We start from the raw sequence: 15,084 nt of genomic DNA, 5'->3' as shown, positions 1-15,084 counted from the left end.
TGCTTTTTTCCTGTCCTATCGCAGGATTGTCACGAATCGCGAGTATGGCGGCAGCGGGAATCGGAACCACCGGGACGACAGAAACGACAGGCGCGGGCAATCCGCTCGATCGCGCGCGCGAGGCGCTGGCGCGACTGAGCAACCGGCAGAAGGTCCTGCTGATGGTATCCGTCGCCGCCGTCGTGGCCTTGCTGGTGGTCGGCGGCATGATGCTCCGACAAAGCGAGTACAAGATCCTCTTCTCCAATATCGGCGAGCGCGACGGTGGCGCGATCATCGCGGCGCTCGAGCAGATGAACGTTCCCTACCGCTTCAGCGACTCGGGCAGCGCCATCCTGGTCCCCGCCAGCCGGGTCCACGACGTCCGCCTACGTCTCGCCGCGCAGGGTTTGCCAAGAGGCGGCGCCGTCGGCTTCGAACTGATGGAGAGTCAAAAGTTCGGTATCAGCCAGTTTGCCGAACAGGTGAATTATCAGCGCGGGCTGGAAGGCGAGCTCTCTCGCACGATCCAGTCGATCGCCGCCGTACAGGCGGCGCGCGTCCATCTGGCGATCCCCAAGCCGAGCGTTTTCATGCGCGAAGAACTGAAGCCATCGGCCTCGGTGCTGCTCAATCTTTACCCGGGACGCTCGCTCGATCCGCCGCAGATCGCCGGGATTCAGAACCTAGTCGCCGCCAGCGTGCCGCAGCTCTCTCCAGCCAGCGTCACCTTGCTCGACCAGAGTGGCGCACTACTGTCCCAGATGAAGAGCAAACTGCTCGAAGCCGGCCTCGACCCGACACAGGTGAAGTACATTCAGCAGGTCGAAGCGAGTATCATCAAGCGCGTCGAAGACATTCTGGCGCCGATCGTCGGTCCCGGAAACGCACGCGTGCAGATCGCTGCCGATATCGATTTTTCGCAAAGCGAGCAGACGGCGGAAACGCATCGACCCAACACGACGCCACCCGACATCGCGATTCGCAGCCAGCAGACCAGCGAGACGGCGAGCACCAACCCGACGGCGCAAGGAGTACCCGGCGCACTGACCAATCAGCCGCCCGTACCGGCCACCGCGCCGCTGACCCAACCGCCCGTTCCCGGCAGCGGCCCGGCCGGCGCGGCCGCGGCCGCGGCCGCGCCGCTGCCGGGGCAGATCAACGCCGCCGGCGTGCAGGCGCCGATCGCCAGTGTCGGCCAACCGATCAATACGAGCAAGAACGCGACGATCAACTACGAGCTCGACAAGACCATCCGGCACGTCCGGCAATCCGTGGGGACAGTCAAGCGCCTGTCTGCCGCTGTGGTGATCAACCAGCGCAAGGAAGTCGCCAAGGACGGCAAACTGGTCAGCAAACCGTTGCCGGACACCGAATTGAAGCAAATCAGCGATCTCGTCAAAGAGGCGATGGGTTTCAGCAAGGAGCGCGGCGACACGATTTCGGTCGCCAACGCCCCCTTCACGGCGATCGAGAAAGAGGACAGCCTGCCACCATGGCGCGATCCGGAGACCGTTTCGCTGACCAAAGACTTGGTCAAGTACGGCGTGATCGCCGGTCTCATCGCCTATCTGCTGCTGGGTGTCGTACGCCCGCTGCTCAAGACGATGCTCGAGCGCCCGGCCACCGCCGCGGGAGGAATCGGCGGCACGATCGACATCCACGCCGGCGAGGAAGGCGAGGGTGAGGAACGAGAGCACCGGCCATCACCCACCGAGTTGCTGGACAAGCGGATCGCTGCGGCGCGCGAACTGACCCAGCGTGATCCGCAACTCGTAGCCAACATCATCAAGGAATGGACGGGCGGCGGTGGCGGCTGAGGACGGCATCGAAAAGAGCGCCATCTTGCTGCTCAGTCTCGGCGAGGATTATGCGGCCGAGGTGCTCAAGCACCTCGGCCCGAAGGAAGTGCAGAAGCTCGGCCTGGCGATGGCCGGCCTGAAGTCGGTGCCGCGCACCCGTGTCGAAGAAGTGCTGGCCGATTTCCACAAATCGGCCGAAGAATCGGCCGCGGTACACGTCGATACCGACGCCTACGTCCGTTCGGTTCTCACCAAGGCGCTGGGCGACGACAAGGCGTCCAACCTGATCTCGCGCATCCTGCAACCTGGCGAAACCAAGGGCATTGAAGGCCTCAAGTGGATGGATGCGCCGACGGTCGCCGAGCTGATCAAGAACGAGCACCCCCAAATCATCGCGACGATTCTCGTCCACCTCGAACATGATCACGCCGGGGACATACTCAACCAGTTCACCGAGCGTCTGCGCAACGATGTCGTACTGCGCATCGCAACCCTCGAAGGCATTCAGCCGGAAGCGCTGAGAGAACTGAACGACGTCATGCTTCGCCTGCTCTCGGGTTCGGCAAGCATGAAACAGGCCGCCAAAGGAGGGGCCGGAGCGGTCGCCGAAATCCTGAACTTCATGGGCAGCGCCAACGAAACTGCGATCCTCGACTCGATCCGCGAATACGATCCCGACTTGGCACAAAAGATCCTCGACGAGATGTTCGTCTTCGAGAACCTTCTCGATCTCGACGATCGGGCGATCCAACTCCTGCTGCGCGAGATCCAGTCCGAGTCCCTGATCCTGGCCATGAAGGGCGCCACCGAGCCGCTGCGCGAAAAGATTTTCCGCAACATGTCGCAGCGCGCCTCGGAAATGCTTCGTGAGGACCTGGATTCGCGTGGTCCCGTACGCCTTTCCGAGGTCGAAGCCGAGCAGAAGGAAATTCTCAAGATCGTTCGTCGCCTTGCCGACGAGGGCCAGATCGTAATCGGCGGCGCGGGTGGCGAGGAAATGATTTGACTACAGCCAGGCCATGACCAACTGGATCCCCAAAGAAAAGCTGACCGCCTATCAACGCTGGGAGCTGGCCGCCTTCGACGAAAAGAAGAGCGCCGTAAAACCACCCCACGTTACCGCTGCCCCGCCGCCGGCCGCAGCCCCCGTCGACGTTCTGCCGGAACAAGCGGCCCCACCACCGGAACCACCGCTTGCCTTGCCGACGGCGGAAGACATCGAACGTATGCACCGCGAGGCACAGGCGGCCGGCTATGCCACGGGCTATCAGGAAGGCAGCGCCGCCGCGCAGGCCATGGCATCCCGCCTGGCGACCTTGTTGAACAATCTCCAGCAGGCCCTGGCGACGATCGATCAAGGCGTCGCCGACCAGTTGCTTGCCTTGGCAATCGAGATTGCCCAGCAGGTGTTGCGGCAGAGTCTGCGCGTGCAGCCGGACTTGCTCCTGCCGGTGGTCAGGGAAGCGATTGCCGTATTGCACGCCCATCATGGGCAGCCGATGCTGTTCGTTCACCCCGACGATGCCGCGCTCGTACGCCGCCACCTCGGCGATCAACTGTCGCACAACAACTGGCGAATCGCCGAAGATGACGGATTGTCGCCCGGCGGCTGTCGCGTCGAACTCGGCGCCAGCGAAGTCGACGCGACCCTCGAGACACGCTGGCGACGTGTCATCGAAGCGATCGGTGTCAGCGACGAGTGGCTGAAAACCGCCGACCTGGACAGTCGGGAAGCGGCGCGATGAGTGCGAGCGCCGAGAACCCGCATCTCGCCGACTGGCGGCACTTCCTGGAAGGTTGCTGTCGAGCCGCCGGCCAGATCAATTCGCTGCTCCCGAGCGGCCACCTGACACGCATCAACGGATTGGTGATGGAGGCTTCCGGACTCAAGTTGCCGCTTGGCAGTTCGTGCCGTATCACACCGTTAGGCGGCTCGCCGGTCGAGGCGGAGGTGGTCGGCTTCAACGGCGAGCGGCTCTTCCTGATGCCATCGGAAGACGTTTACGGATTGTCACCGGGAGCTCGGGTGGTCGCACTCGAGACGCGCAACCCGCCGCCGCGGATCGGTCGTCCGCCACCGGCACGTCGGCGCTCTATCGACCGTGCGAAGCTGGTTCCGGTCGGCGAGTCGCTCCTCGGTCGTGTCCTCGACGGAGCCGGACGGCCGCTCGACCGGCTCGGCCCGCTGCATGCCAAATCGCTGCGGCCGCTGCAAAGCCGGCCGATCAACCCGATGTCCCGGTCGCCGATCGATCAGGCGCTCGATGTCGGAGTGCGCGCCATCAATGCCCTGCTCTGCGTCGGCCGCGGGCAACGCATGGGACTCTTTGCCGGTTCGGGTGTGGGCAAAAGCGTCCTGCTCGGCATGATGGCGCGCTACACCGAGGCGGAAGTGATCGTCGTTGGCCTGATCGGCGAACGCGGCCGTGAGGTCAAGGAATTCATTGAGCAAATCCTGGGCGAGGAAGGCCTTCGTCGGGCCGTGGTCATTGCTGCACCGGCTGACGTCAGCCCCTTGATGCGCCTGCAAGGCGCCGCCTACGCGACCGCCGTCGCCGAATATTTCCGCGACCGGGGACGACACGTGCTGTTGATCATGGACTCGCTGACACGCTATGCCATGGCACAGCGCGAGATTGCCCTGGCGATCGGCGAACCGCCGGTCACCCGCGGCTACCCGCCGTCGGTTTTCGCACGCCTGCCACAATTGGTCGAGCGCGCCGGAAACGGCGCCGATGGCGGCGGTTCCATCACCGGTTTCTATACCGTCCTCGCCGAGGGTGACGACCAACAGGATCCGATCGCCGATTCCGCGCGGGCGATTCTCGACGGTCACATCGTCCTTTCGCGCACCCTGGCCGATGCCGGACACTATCCGGCCATCGACATCGAGCAATCGATTTCACGCGCCATGGTCAACCTGGTCACCCCGACGCATCTCGAACAGATCCGACGCTTCAAGCGCTTGTTTTCGCGCTACCAACGTTCACGCGATCTGATCAGCGTCGGAGCCTACGCGGCCGGATCCGACCCGCAGCTCGACCAGGCCATCGCCATCTATCCGCAGTTCGAAGCCTTCCTGCAGCAAAGCCTGGGCCAACCAGCAAACTTCGGCAGCAGCGTCGCGCAGTTGCAAGCGCTGTTCGGAAACACTGGCTGAAATGCCGTGCGCAAGCTAGAGCAAGAAAGCCGTCCGACGTTCTGACGAGTTCGCCGTGACCCGACCCTTCTCCCTGCAAACCGTGCTCGAGCTGATGCAGAGTCGCGCCGACGAGGCGACGCAACGTCTCGCCCGCCTGCTGGCCGCCGAGCGTGACGCGCGCAACAAGCTGGCGCTTCTGCGCCAGTATCGGGACGAATACGCGCTGCGCTTTCGCCAGGCGGCGCAACAGGGATTGGGACAACCGGAATGGCGCAACTATCAGGAATTCATGAACCGCCTCGACCAGGCGGTCGACCAGCAAAGCGAGGCGGTCCGTCAGCAAGAGAGCCGCACTGCCGCCGGCCAAGCGGCATGGCAACAGCAGCGGAGCCGTCTGCAAGCCTTTGATGCGCTCTCACAACGGCATCGCGCCAGTGAAGCGAGGTCCGAACTCCGACAAGAACAAAAAGCACAGGATGAATTTGCGAGCCGTGGCAAGGAAGACGACCCAGGAACTTGACCGGCATCTGGCGCGGGACTTGCTTCAATCGGGCATCCGCCTGCCGAAGAGGAAAGATCATGAGCATTGCCGTCGTTTCAAGCTTCGCCCGAGCACCGACCATCAGTAGAACCAACGCCGGCACGGGTGACGAACTACTGACAACGGCCGTCGCCGCCGCTGGTGGCGACTTTGCGAGCATCCTTCTCGGTCTGCCGATGGCTTCGGGTGCGCCGTCGTTACCGGCCGACACGAGCCGAAGCGCGCAGGTGGCGCCGCTTTCGTTCGCGCTGCCGGCCACCACCGATCAGGCGCCACCGGCAAACGAGAAAGCTGTCGACGGCGAGGCCGACGCAGGCGAGGTCACTCTTCCGGATGGCGTAGTGCTTCTTCCGGTCGCGCTTGGCTGGAATCCGCCAGTGCAACCGGCTGGCCTGCCAGCCGCCGACGGAAAACCAGTCGTCGCCCCACCGGAACAGGCGCGCGCCGAAGCGTCGCCGGCAAAAGCCACGATCCGACTGAGCGCCGCGCCGGTCGACCCGCGGGCGGCCGGCGGCAACGAGCGGCAGGCGTCGCCGTCGGCAACGCCCGATCCCGGAGAAGCGCCGGCAAGATTTGCCGTGGCCACTTTCACTGGCTCGACAGCCGAGCAAGCCGCCCCGACCATGTCGCCACACGCGCCGGACCTTGTCGCACCGGCCGTCAGCCCGACGACTCTCGCGACCTTGCCGCCCATCCACCTGCCCTCGGGCGCGACGCGTCCCGCCGACACAATCGTCGACCTTCCGACACCGCTGCGCGACGCGTCCTGGGCCACGGATTTTGGTCAGAAGGTGTTGTGGTTCGTCGGCAACGAGAAGCAGACTGCGCAACTGACCCTCAATCCGCCACAACTTGGAGCCATAGAAGTCACCGTCAACGTGGACAAGGGCAACGCCAACGCGCACTTCAGCTCGGCCAACGCCGAGGTGAGAGGAAGCATCGAAGCGGCGTTGCCGCGGCTGCGTGAAATGTTCGCCAGCGCGGGCATCGATCTGGGCCAGGTCAGTGTCGGTAGCGAGTCGTTCCGGCAACAGGCGCAGAGCCAGCCAAAGCCGTCGCCGGAACCCCGCGCATTGGCCGATGCGGCTATACTTGGGGCCGGATCGCTGAGCGGCGCGCCGGGGCAGTTCTCGAGCATGCCACACGGTCGTTCACTGGTCGACACCTTCGCTTGATCTAGATGTGGCTCGCCCACTTGGCCAAACCGAACGTCTGCCGGCTTTGAACGTCACGACCGAGCGAAAAGAGACAGGGAGAAAAGTGCCGCATGGCCAAGGATACGAAGCCCGCCACTGAAGGCGCCGAAGTCGCGCCACCGAAGCGCAGCAAGAAGCTGCTGATCATCATCATCGCGGTGGTGGTGCTCGTGCTCGGACTCGGAGGGGTCGCCACCTTCGTACTGTTGCGACACAGCCCGGAGGCGGACGACGAAGGCGAAGTCGCCGTGGAAAAAGCCAAGCCGAACAAGAAGAAGAAAGCCGAGCGCGAGGTGCCGATCTATGTCGCCATCGACGCTTTCACCGTCAATCTCGCGCCCGACAACGGCGACCAGTTTCTGCAGTTGGTCTTCTCGCTCGAGGTCCAGGACTCCCAGGTCGGTGACCTGCTCAAAATGTATACCCCTAAGCTACGCAACGACCTGACCTTGCTCTTGTCGAGCAAGAAGGCGTCGCAGTTGATCACCAAGGAGGGCAAGGAGACCTTGGCGCTCGAGATCAAGGAGCAGATCAACGGTATTCTCGATCCGGCCGGCAAGGCGAGCAAACGTGACGGACCCGTCAAGGAAGTACTGTTCACGTCGTTCATCATTCAGTAAGATAAGCGGTCATGAGTGCCGATTTCCTTTCCCAGGATGAAGTCGACGCCCTGCTGAAGGGCGTTAGCGGGGAGGCCAGCGAACCGGAACCCGACGAGGAGTCGTCCGACGGTCCGCGCACTTACAACCTCGGAACACAGGAGCGAATCGTTCGCGGGCGGATGCCGACGCTCGAACTGGTCAATGAACGCTTCGCCCGCTACCTGCGCATCGGCCTCTTCAACTACATGCATCGCAGCACCGAGATTTCGGTGGGGTCGATCCGGGTTCAGAAGTACAGCGAGTTCACCCGCAACCTTGTCGTCCCGACCAATCTCAATCTGATCAACGCCAAACCGTTGCGCGGCACGGCACTGCTCGTTTTCGATCCCAGTCTGGTATTCCTGGTGGTCGACAACATGTTCGGCGGCGATGGTCGCTTCCATACTCGCGTCGAAGGGCGGGATTTCACGGCTACCGAACACCGCATCATCCAGGGCTTGCTGGGCGTCGTGTTTGCGGAGTATGCCCGCTCCTGGAAGCCGGTGTACGACCTCACTTTCGAGTACGTGCGCTCGGAAATGAACTCACAGTTCGCCAATATCGCAACGCCGTCGGAAATCGTCGTGTCAACAACCTTCTCGCTCGAATTCGGCGGTTCGAGCGCCGATTTGCACATCTGTTTCCCGTATTCGATGATCGAACCTATTCGCGATCTGCTGTTCAGCACCATGCAGAGCGATCAACTGTCGACCGATCGGCGCTGGATCATCATGTTGCGCAAACAGTTGAAGAATGCCGAAGTGGAAATCACCGCGAAGCTGGCGACGACGACCGTCAGTCTGCGCCAAATTCTCAACATGAAGGTCGGTGATGTCGTCCCCATAGACATCCCCGAAAAAGTCATCGCCCTGGTTGACGATGTGCCCCTGATGGAATGCCGCTACGGGCAGCAGCATGGGCAATACGCGCTGAAAATCGACCATTTCATCGCTTCCGAAAACCAGGACACCGCTCTGGGAGAAAGCAGTGGCTAAGGACACCGAGAGTTTCGTGAGCGCGCCGGCCGATGACGACGCCACGGACGACGACTGGGCGGCGGCGATGGCCGAACAGGCGCTGGCCGACGCCGCACCGGCTGCCGAAGTACAGCGCGCCAACATCTTTCCCAGCTTCGGCGAACAGACCAGCCAGGGTACGCTGCTGAACGAACTCGACATGATCCTGGACATCCCGGTCCAGATGTCGGTCGAACTTGGGCGCACCCGGATCACGATCAAGAATCTTCTGCAACTTGCCCACGGCTCGGTCGTCGAGCTCGATGCGATGGCCGGCGAGCCACTGAACGTTTTCGTCAACGGTACGCTGATCGCGCAAGGCGAAGTCGTCGTGGTCAACGACAAGTTCGGCATACGCCTGACCGATATCGTGACGCCCGCCGAACGGGCCCGCAAGATCGGACATTGACCTTCGCCCCCACGGCTCCTCGCGAACCCGCCGTGCCGTCACTCCCGACCGGCGTTCGAAGAGCGAATCATTGGTCATCGACGGTCTTTTTTCAGTTTAAGATAGCGGGAAACATGGGCGGCGGACAATCTTGATTCGATATCGTGGAGTGATCGGTTTCACCCAGATGCCAGGCGTGCGGTGGGCAGGGCTCGCCTCTATTTCCGGCGCCGCGGCGGCACAGACCGCGGTCGCGGAAGCGCCGGCCGCTATTTCGGTGACCATGATGCTGCAGACGGTGCTGGCTCTGGCACTGGTCGTCGGCGTCCTCTTCCTCGTCGCGTACCTTCTGCGCAAGACCAACGGCGGTCGGGGATTCGGTAGCCACGGTCCCTTGCGCGTCGTCGGCGGATTGATGCTCGGCCCTCGCGAACGTGTCGTTCTTGTCGAAGTCGGCGACACCTGGCTGGTGGTGGGCCTCGTACCCGGTCAGATCCGAACACTGCACACGCTGCCGAAGGGCGAACTCAAAGCAAGCGGCGAGGGCGACCGACTTTTCGCGCAATGGCTGAAACAGATCGTAGAACGTAAGAATGAGAACGGTTAGGCCCCTTTGCTGGCTTCTCCTGCTCGGACTGGCTTGGCCGCTGGGTGCCTGGGGGCAGACCGGCGGACTGCCGATGCTGACCAGCACACCGTCAGCCGGCGGCGGCCAGACCTACACGCTATCGATCCAGACGCTGCTGACGCTGACCGCGCTTACCTTCATCCCCGCCGCGCTTCTGATGATGACCAGCTTCACGCGCATCATCATTGTCCTGTCTTTGCTGCGCCACGCGCTGGGCACTCAGACCTCGCCGCCGAATCAGGTTCTGCTCGGGCTGTCGCTGTTTCTGACTTTCTTCATCATGTCGCCGGTGCTGGATACCATATACACGGATGCCTATCTTCCGCTGTCGGAAAACCGGATCGATTATGTCCAGGCGATCGAACGAGGTTCTGTCCCATTGCGCAAGTTCATGCTCAAACAGACGCGCGAGTCGGATATCGCGCTCTTCGCCCGCATGACGAACGCCCCGCGCTTCCAGTCCAGCGACGAGATTCCGATGCGTCTGCTGATCCCGGCATTCGTCACCAGCGAGCTGAAGACAGCTTTCCAGATCGGCTTCATCATCTTCATTCCGTTTCTCATCGTCGACATGGTCGTGGCCAGCGTTCTCATGTCGATGGGCATGATGATGATGTCGCCGGTCATGGTAGCGTTGCCGTTCAAGCTGATGCTGTTCGTCCTCGTAGACGGCTGGCACCTGCTGCTCGGCTCGCTCGTGGCGAGCTTTGCCTCATGACCCCCGAGCTGGTCATGGACGTCGGGCGGCAGGCTGTGGAAATGACCCTGCTGCTGTCGGCACCGCTGCTCCTGGGAGCGCTGGTCATCGGCCTGATTGTCAGCGTCTTTCAGGCAGCGACCCAGATCAACGAGCAGACGCTGGCTTTCGTCCCCAAGCTGGTCGGCATGTTCCTGATTCTCCTCCTGGCCGGCCCGTGGATGCTGGAGATGATGGTCGAGTACGTGCGGCGGCTGTTCGAGAGCATTCCACTGTTGATCGGCTGAGTCGCTGATGGTCAGCCTGACGACAGCCGAGATCAACGCCTGGATAATCTCTTACCTTTTCCCGCTGGCCCGCGTTCTCGCCTTGCTGGCCGCTGCACCACCCTTCAACAACCCCGCCTTGACGGCACGCGTCCGCTTGGCCCTGGGCCTGGCAATCACCGTGGCCATCGCCCCGGCGCTGCCGCGCATTCCGGCGCTCGACCCGGCGTCGGGTGCCGGCTTGCTGTTTCTCGCTCAGGAGTTGCTCATCGGCACGGGGATGGGTTTCGCCATGCGCCTGGTCTTCAGCGCCGTTGACTTGGCCGGCAACGTCGTCAGTCTGGAAATGGGTCTGGGCTTTGCCAGTGCTTATGATCCGCAGACGGCGGGTCAGACGGCGGTCATTTCCGAGTTCATGGGTCTGCTGGCGCTGCTCGTCTTCATGGGCATCAACGGCCACCTGATGGTACTCGCCACCTTGACGCAAAGCTTCTCGGCCATTCCCGTCGGTACCGCCCAGCTCGCCGCCGACACTTGGTCTAGCCTGGCGAAGTCGGCCGCCATCATGTTTTCCGCCGGGCTGCTCCTCGTCCTGCCAATCGTCGTTGCCTTGATGATCAGCAACCTCGCCCTGGCTGTCCTGAGCCGCGCGGCACCGCAACTGAACCTGATCGCCATCGGTTTTCCGCTTACCATCGCGCTCGGGTTTATCGCGCTGATCGTCGGCCTGCCGTATCTCAGCGCACCCTTGCAGCAGTTGTTCGAGTACGGTCTGCAGTCGATGCTCGGCCATTTTCCGGCCGTCACCCGCTAGGGCAGCGGCTTCCCAGGATCGGCGCGGACGAGCTGTATGGTGCCCTCGGCGTAGCGATGGGTAAACGGCGTGCTCGACTCGACGCCCTCCGAGTAGTTGACGATCCGGTAGCCAGCAAAACCGCGCTCGCGCTGCAACTGAAGCGCCCGACGCCGGATGATCAAGCCGGACTCGCCATCGCCGCCGATACGAAAGCTCTTGGCACGCATCGATAACAGGTAGGTGTCGCCGTTCAGGGCTTTCTCCTCGATCGTCCAGTTGGGCGACAGCGGATCATATATCACGTAAGCCACGATTGCCGCGGCAGCGCTCATCTGCAGGTTTGCCGCCGGACCGACATAGTGGTTCGCGGCATAGCCCACGGCACCGGCCAGAGCAACGGCCTTCGCCGGTTCGAGGCGGACGGTCGGATTCGGCGACTGGGTGTAGGACTCATCCGCGACGCTGCGCTCGGCACGCGACGCCACGTCCCAGTTGATGGTTCCGCAGGCCGCCGACAGCGCGGCCAGCGCAAGAACCCAGACGAAGCGCATGCCAGGAATCCGCGCCGATCAAATGTATTTGAACAGACTCAGGTCGCTGATCGAGACAAAAGACTTCTGCGCCGCCTCGAGAACGACCTGCTGCCGGGTAAAGTCCGTGATCGCCTGCGCATAGTCCAGATCCTGCAGTCCGGAAAGCATCTGCTGATACTGAATATCCACCGCTGACGAATTGCTGCTTAGTGCGTCGAGTTCCTGCATGCGCGCTCCGACGCTCGATTGTACGCGGCTCACGTTGGCAATGGCCCGGTCCAGATTGGTCAAGTGAGCCGCCAGCTCGCCGGAAAACTCGATTCGCCCCGAGCTCGACGCCAGCGGCGCATTCAAGAGATCGATTATCTCCTGCATGGTCTGAAAAACGCTCTTCTGGGTACTTGGCCGGACAGTGAATGCGTCGCCGTCGGCGGGTGCGCCGCTGACCACGACTTGCGCACCAAAGTCGGTCGCCACCGCTGCCGGTGGCGCCGTCGTCGCCACGCGAATGGCCATCCCCGGCGTAAAAGGCTGTGGCGCGCTGACGGCTACGGGCGGCAAGGCGGCCGCCGGCGGCGCCGCAGTCGAGATATCGAACCATTGGTACTGGCTGACCCCGGCCACCGTCGAAAACTGTAGCTGCAGCGCGCGACTGCTGGCGCCCTGCCAGGCAAAACCATTCACCGCGCTGCGCCACATCGCCGGATCGAGCAGCGAAGATGAGTCGACTACTCCCGATCCCAGGTTGGTCGCGCCGGTGCCGGCACGCCCTGCGCTCACCGCGAAGCTGCCGTTCCCCTCCGGGATGTTCATGAACAGTTCGCTGCCCGCGACATTGGTCGCCATTTGCTGAGAGGCGGCGACCTGCAAGAGTTGCTGGCCATCATCCCCGGCATAGGCGACCGACGTACTGGTCGCTGGCGGCACGGCCGCAGTGCGCGCAAACGGCGCTGTCTCGCTCTGGTAACCGGCGAACAAGTAGTCGCCTTGCGCATTGCGGCTGTTGGCGATACCCAGCAACTCGTCAAAACGAGCGCTCAGTTCGGTGGCAATCGCTTGGCGGTCACTGTCGCTGAGAATCGTATTACCCGCCTGAATGACCCGGTCGCGAGCACTTGCCAGCAAATCGTTCACGGAAGTGAGTTGGCTATCGATTAGACCGAGGCGACCGCTGGCCTCAGCTTGGTTCGCCGCGTACTGCGTCGTCAGTTCCTTGGCCTGTGTGATCGTGAGAGCACGAGCGGCGGCGACGGGATCGTCCGCTGGAGTCAGCATCCGACGATCGCTCGAAATCTGGTTCTGCAGCTTGACGAGCTGCTCCTGGTTGCGCTGAATGTTGCGCAGACCCGCGCCATAAATCTGACTTGTGCTGATACGCATGGCTAACCCCTAGGCGCCGATTTGCAGAATCGTCTCGAACAGGCTGGCGCCGATTTGCAGCGCTTTGGCCGACGCCTGATAGGCCTGCTGGTAACGCAGCAGATTGGCCGCCTCCTCGTCGAGGTTGACTGCCGACAGGGAATCGCGATTGGCCTGGGCCTGTTCGAGCAGCGCCTGCTGCGCATCGTTGCTGATCTGTATCTGGCGCGTCTTGCTACCGATGTCGCTGACCAACTGCGCATACGCGTCCTGGTATGAGGTGGTTTTGCCGGACATCGTTTTCTGCGCCTGGAGCTGGCCCAAGGCCAAGACATTGCGCCCGTCCGCCGTCCCACCAGCGTTACGCGAAATCGAAAATGTATCGCCGTTGTTGGGCAGGCCGGTTATCGCGAAGCTGAAGCCGGAAGGCGGAACCGTGGCGACTGACCCGACCAGCGTGATGTTGTTTCCACTCACATAGTCCAGACCCGTGGCAGGAACGGCCGCCGCCGTGCCGCCATTGATGGAGACTTGCGCTCCCGCCGGAAAGCCTAGCAGCTTGCCGTCCTGGTAGCGCAGGGTAATCGGCGTTGCGGCGACCGGCACGGCGGCCGGATAGCCAGGTCCCACGGTGCCGGCCGAAATCGCCGCCGCCCCGGTATTGCTCGCCCCGGGCAAGGTACGGACTGGCCCGGCGGCCGTGATCAGACGAGGATCGTTGACCACCGCCGAGTTCACCGCGAGGTTGAGGGCGGCATTGCGTGTCGGCTGGATGAGATAGCTCGATCCGGCCAGCGCGCCCGCCGAAGCCAACAGCGTAAAACCTTGCGGATCGGCTGCCAGGGCCACGTTAACCGCCGCCAAGTCCGCCCCTGTCCATGTCTTGTTATCGGACAGGCGGGTCAAGGTCACGCTGGTGGCATCGGCGCTCAACCGGTAGTCGCTGCTGCCAAGGTCGGTGTAGAAATTGCCGCTATAAGGTGGCGGATCGACATAAGCCGCGCTCACCGTCGGACTGCCGGCGGGATTGCTGGCGTTGGCCAGCACGGTCGGCGGTGCCACGTTGAAAAGCGCCGGCGAAAAGCTGCTGGGCGACGCTGAGAGCTGCGACTGACCGAGAAGATCCTGACCGAGAGCGCTTTGTGCGTTGAAAGTCAAAGCGAGGGACGCAGCGCTCCGCCCCAGGTCGTTGCTCGCCCGATCGAGCGACTCCCGGCGAAAGGCCAGCAAGCCGCCCAGGCTGCCACCGGTAATCAGGCGCTCGGGCACCTCCTGCACACCGGTTGCGGTTTTCGTGCCGACCACCAGCCGGGTGCGGTCGCTGGCCGACGCCGTGGTGGTCAGGGGATTGAACTCCGAGCCGACGACCAGTTGCTGGCCGCTGCCGATGAAAACGTTATAACTGCCATCGCCATTGATCGTCGTCTTGGTCTTGACCAGTTTGTTGAGGTCCAGAATCAGGCGGTCCCGGATATCCTGCAAATCGTTCGCAGGCTGGCCGGTGGCCGCCTCGGCGACACCAATTCGCTGATTTAGCGAAGCAATCTGCTCGGCAAAGGTATTGATCGACGCGACACTCGCCGCCACCTGGGTATCGACGCCGTCGTACATCTGTGCGAGCTGACCGCCGAGCGACTGGTAGCGCGCACTCAGCGCCTGCGCACTGGCGACCATCGCCTGCCGACTCGGCAATTGAGACGGATTCGCGGCGACCTGCTGCACGCCCTTGAAGAAATCCTGCAAGGCCGGCGACAGGCCAGCGCTCGGATCGGCCAACATCCTGTCGATCTGTGCGATTTGCTCGGAGTAGCTCGCCAGTTCGCTCGCACTTCCTTGCGAACGGTTGACCTGGTCGGTCAGGAAGCGGCTGTAGATACGCTCTATCGTCGCCACATGCGTGCCCTGCCCGAGAAAGCCAGCGCCGGTCAGCAAACCGGCGTTGCTCCCCTGCACCGTCTGCTGGCGTGTGAAGCCGGGGGTTTCAGCATTGGCAATATTGTGCTGCGTGGTCTGCAGACCAAACTTGGCCGCGTTCATGCCCGTGAGACTGCTACCGATCATTCCTGTGCCCATGGCGGAGATCCTCTTCGACTATTTTGT

16 protein-coding genes are annotated in these 15,084 nt (G+C 62.8%); 13 read left to right on the top strand and 3 right to left on the bottom strand.

Annotated elements, in window-relative coordinates; genetic code table 11:
- The first annotated feature begins 44 nt into the window (after nucleotides 1–44).
- The 13 genes from fliF to fliR all read left to right on the top strand — a co-directional run bounded on the left by fliF (nucleotide 45) and on the right by fliR (nucleotide 11,110).
- Nucleotides 45–1,799: a flagellar basal-body MS-ring/collar protein FliF gene (gene fliF / locus Q1M07_RS04480; protein WP_300451297.1), complete on the top strand. Its 1,755-nt coding sequence runs from the start codon at nucleotides 45–47 to the stop codon at nucleotides 1,797–1,799.
- Nucleotides 1,789–2,787: a flagellar motor switch protein FliG gene (gene fliG, locus Q1M07_RS04475; protein WP_300451296.1), complete on the top strand. Its 999-nt coding sequence runs from the start codon at nucleotides 1,789–1,791 to the stop codon at nucleotides 2,785–2,787. Before fliF ends, fliG begins: the two co-directional genes overlap by 11 nt.
- Nucleotides 2,788–2,800: 13 nt before the next feature.
- Nucleotides 2,801–3,526, top strand: coding sequence for a flagellar assembly protein FliH (locus Q1M07_RS04470; protein ID WP_300451295.1), 726 nt, complete (start codon nucleotides 2,801–2,803; stop codon nucleotides 3,524–3,526).
- Nucleotides 3,523–4,941, top strand: coding sequence for a flagellar protein export ATPase FliI (gene fliI, locus Q1M07_RS04465; RefSeq protein WP_300451294.1), 1,419 nt, complete (start codon nucleotides 3,523–3,525; stop codon nucleotides 4,939–4,941). Before Q1M07_RS04470 ends, fliI begins: the two co-directional genes overlap by 4 nt.
- A 55-nt stretch (nucleotides 4,942–4,996) precedes the next feature.
- Nucleotides 4,997–5,443 (top strand): flagellar export protein FliJ, encoded by a 447-nt coding sequence (gene fliJ, locus Q1M07_RS04460; protein WP_300451288.1) that lies wholly within the window; start codon nucleotides 4,997–4,999, stop codon nucleotides 5,441–5,443.
- A 59-nt stretch (nucleotides 5,444–5,502) separates the two neighbouring features.
- Nucleotides 5,503–6,639, top strand: a complete 1,137-nt coding sequence (locus Q1M07_RS04455; protein WP_300451286.1) for a flagellar hook-length control protein FliK — start codon at nucleotides 5,503–5,505, stop codon at nucleotides 6,637–6,639.
- 92 nt (nucleotides 6,640–6,731) lie between these two features.
- Complete coding sequence (locus tag Q1M07_RS04450) at nucleotides 6,732–7,280, top strand: flagellar basal body-associated FliL family protein (protein ID WP_300451284.1); 549 nt, start codon at nucleotides 6,732–6,734, stop codon at nucleotides 7,278–7,280.
- Nucleotides 7,281–7,291: 11 nt separating this feature from the next.
- On the top strand, nucleotides 7,292–8,296 hold the full coding sequence (gene fliM, locus Q1M07_RS04445; RefSeq protein WP_300451281.1) for a flagellar motor switch protein FliM: 1,005 nt from the start codon (nucleotides 7,292–7,294) through the stop codon (nucleotides 8,294–8,296).
- A gap of 67 nt (nucleotides 8,297–8,363) precedes the next feature.
- Entirely contained in the window at nucleotides 8,364–8,726 is a 363-nt protein-coding gene (gene fliN, locus Q1M07_RS04440) for a flagellar motor switch protein FliN (protein WP_300451475.1), read from the top strand.
- Between the two features lie 130 nt (nucleotides 8,727–8,856).
- The gene (fliO, locus tag Q1M07_RS04435; protein WP_300451278.1) at nucleotides 8,857–9,312 is read left to right on the top strand and encodes a flagellar biosynthetic protein FliO; all 456 of its coding nucleotides are present in this window, start codon (nucleotides 8,857–8,859) and stop codon (nucleotides 9,310–9,312) included.
- Entirely contained in the window at nucleotides 9,299–10,051 is a 753-nt protein-coding gene (gene fliP, locus Q1M07_RS04430) for a flagellar type III secretion system pore protein FliP (RefSeq protein ID WP_300451274.1), read from the top strand. The genes fliO and fliP overlap by 14 nt, the downstream gene beginning before the upstream one ends.
- Nucleotides 10,048–10,317, top strand: coding sequence for a flagellar biosynthesis protein FliQ (fliQ, locus tag Q1M07_RS04425; protein WP_300451271.1), 270 nt, complete (start codon nucleotides 10,048–10,050; stop codon nucleotides 10,315–10,317). Before fliP ends, fliQ begins: the two co-directional genes overlap by 4 nt.
- A gap of 7 nt (nucleotides 10,318–10,324) precedes the next feature.
- Complete coding sequence (gene fliR, locus Q1M07_RS04420; protein WP_300451268.1) at nucleotides 10,325–11,110, top strand: flagellar biosynthetic protein FliR; 786 nt, start codon at nucleotides 10,325–10,327, stop codon at nucleotides 11,108–11,110.
- On the opposite strand, the gene Q1M07_RS04415 is transcribed toward fliR, so the two are convergent.
- The 3 genes from Q1M07_RS04415 to flgK are packed head-to-tail and all read right to left on the bottom strand — an operon-like array spanning nucleotide 11,107 to nucleotide 15,057.
- Entirely contained in the window at nucleotides 11,107–11,643 is a 537-nt protein-coding gene (locus tag Q1M07_RS04415) for a hypothetical protein (RefSeq protein WP_300451265.1), read from the bottom strand. The genes fliR and Q1M07_RS04415 overlap by 4 nt on opposite strands.
- Before the next feature lie 18 nt (nucleotides 11,644–11,661).
- On the bottom strand, nucleotides 11,662–13,005 hold the full coding sequence (gene flgL, locus Q1M07_RS04410) for a flagellar hook-associated protein FlgL (RefSeq protein ID WP_300451263.1): 1,344 nt from the start codon (nucleotides 13,003–13,005) through the stop codon (nucleotides 11,662–11,664).
- 9 nt (nucleotides 13,006–13,014) lie between these two features.
- A complete protein-coding gene (flgK, locus tag Q1M07_RS04405; RefSeq protein ID WP_300451261.1) occupies nucleotides 13,015–15,057 on the bottom strand; it encodes a flagellar hook-associated protein FlgK in 2,043 nt (680 codons plus the stop codon).
- Nucleotides 15,058–15,084: the final 27 nt, after the last annotated feature.

This window comes from Accumulibacter sp., assembly GCF_029255285.1.
GTDB lineage: Bacteria > Pseudomonadota > Gammaproteobacteria > Burkholderiales > Rhodocyclaceae > Accumulibacter.
Note: the sequence above shows the minus strand (reverse complement) of the source record. Positions and strands in the feature narration are given on the sequence as shown.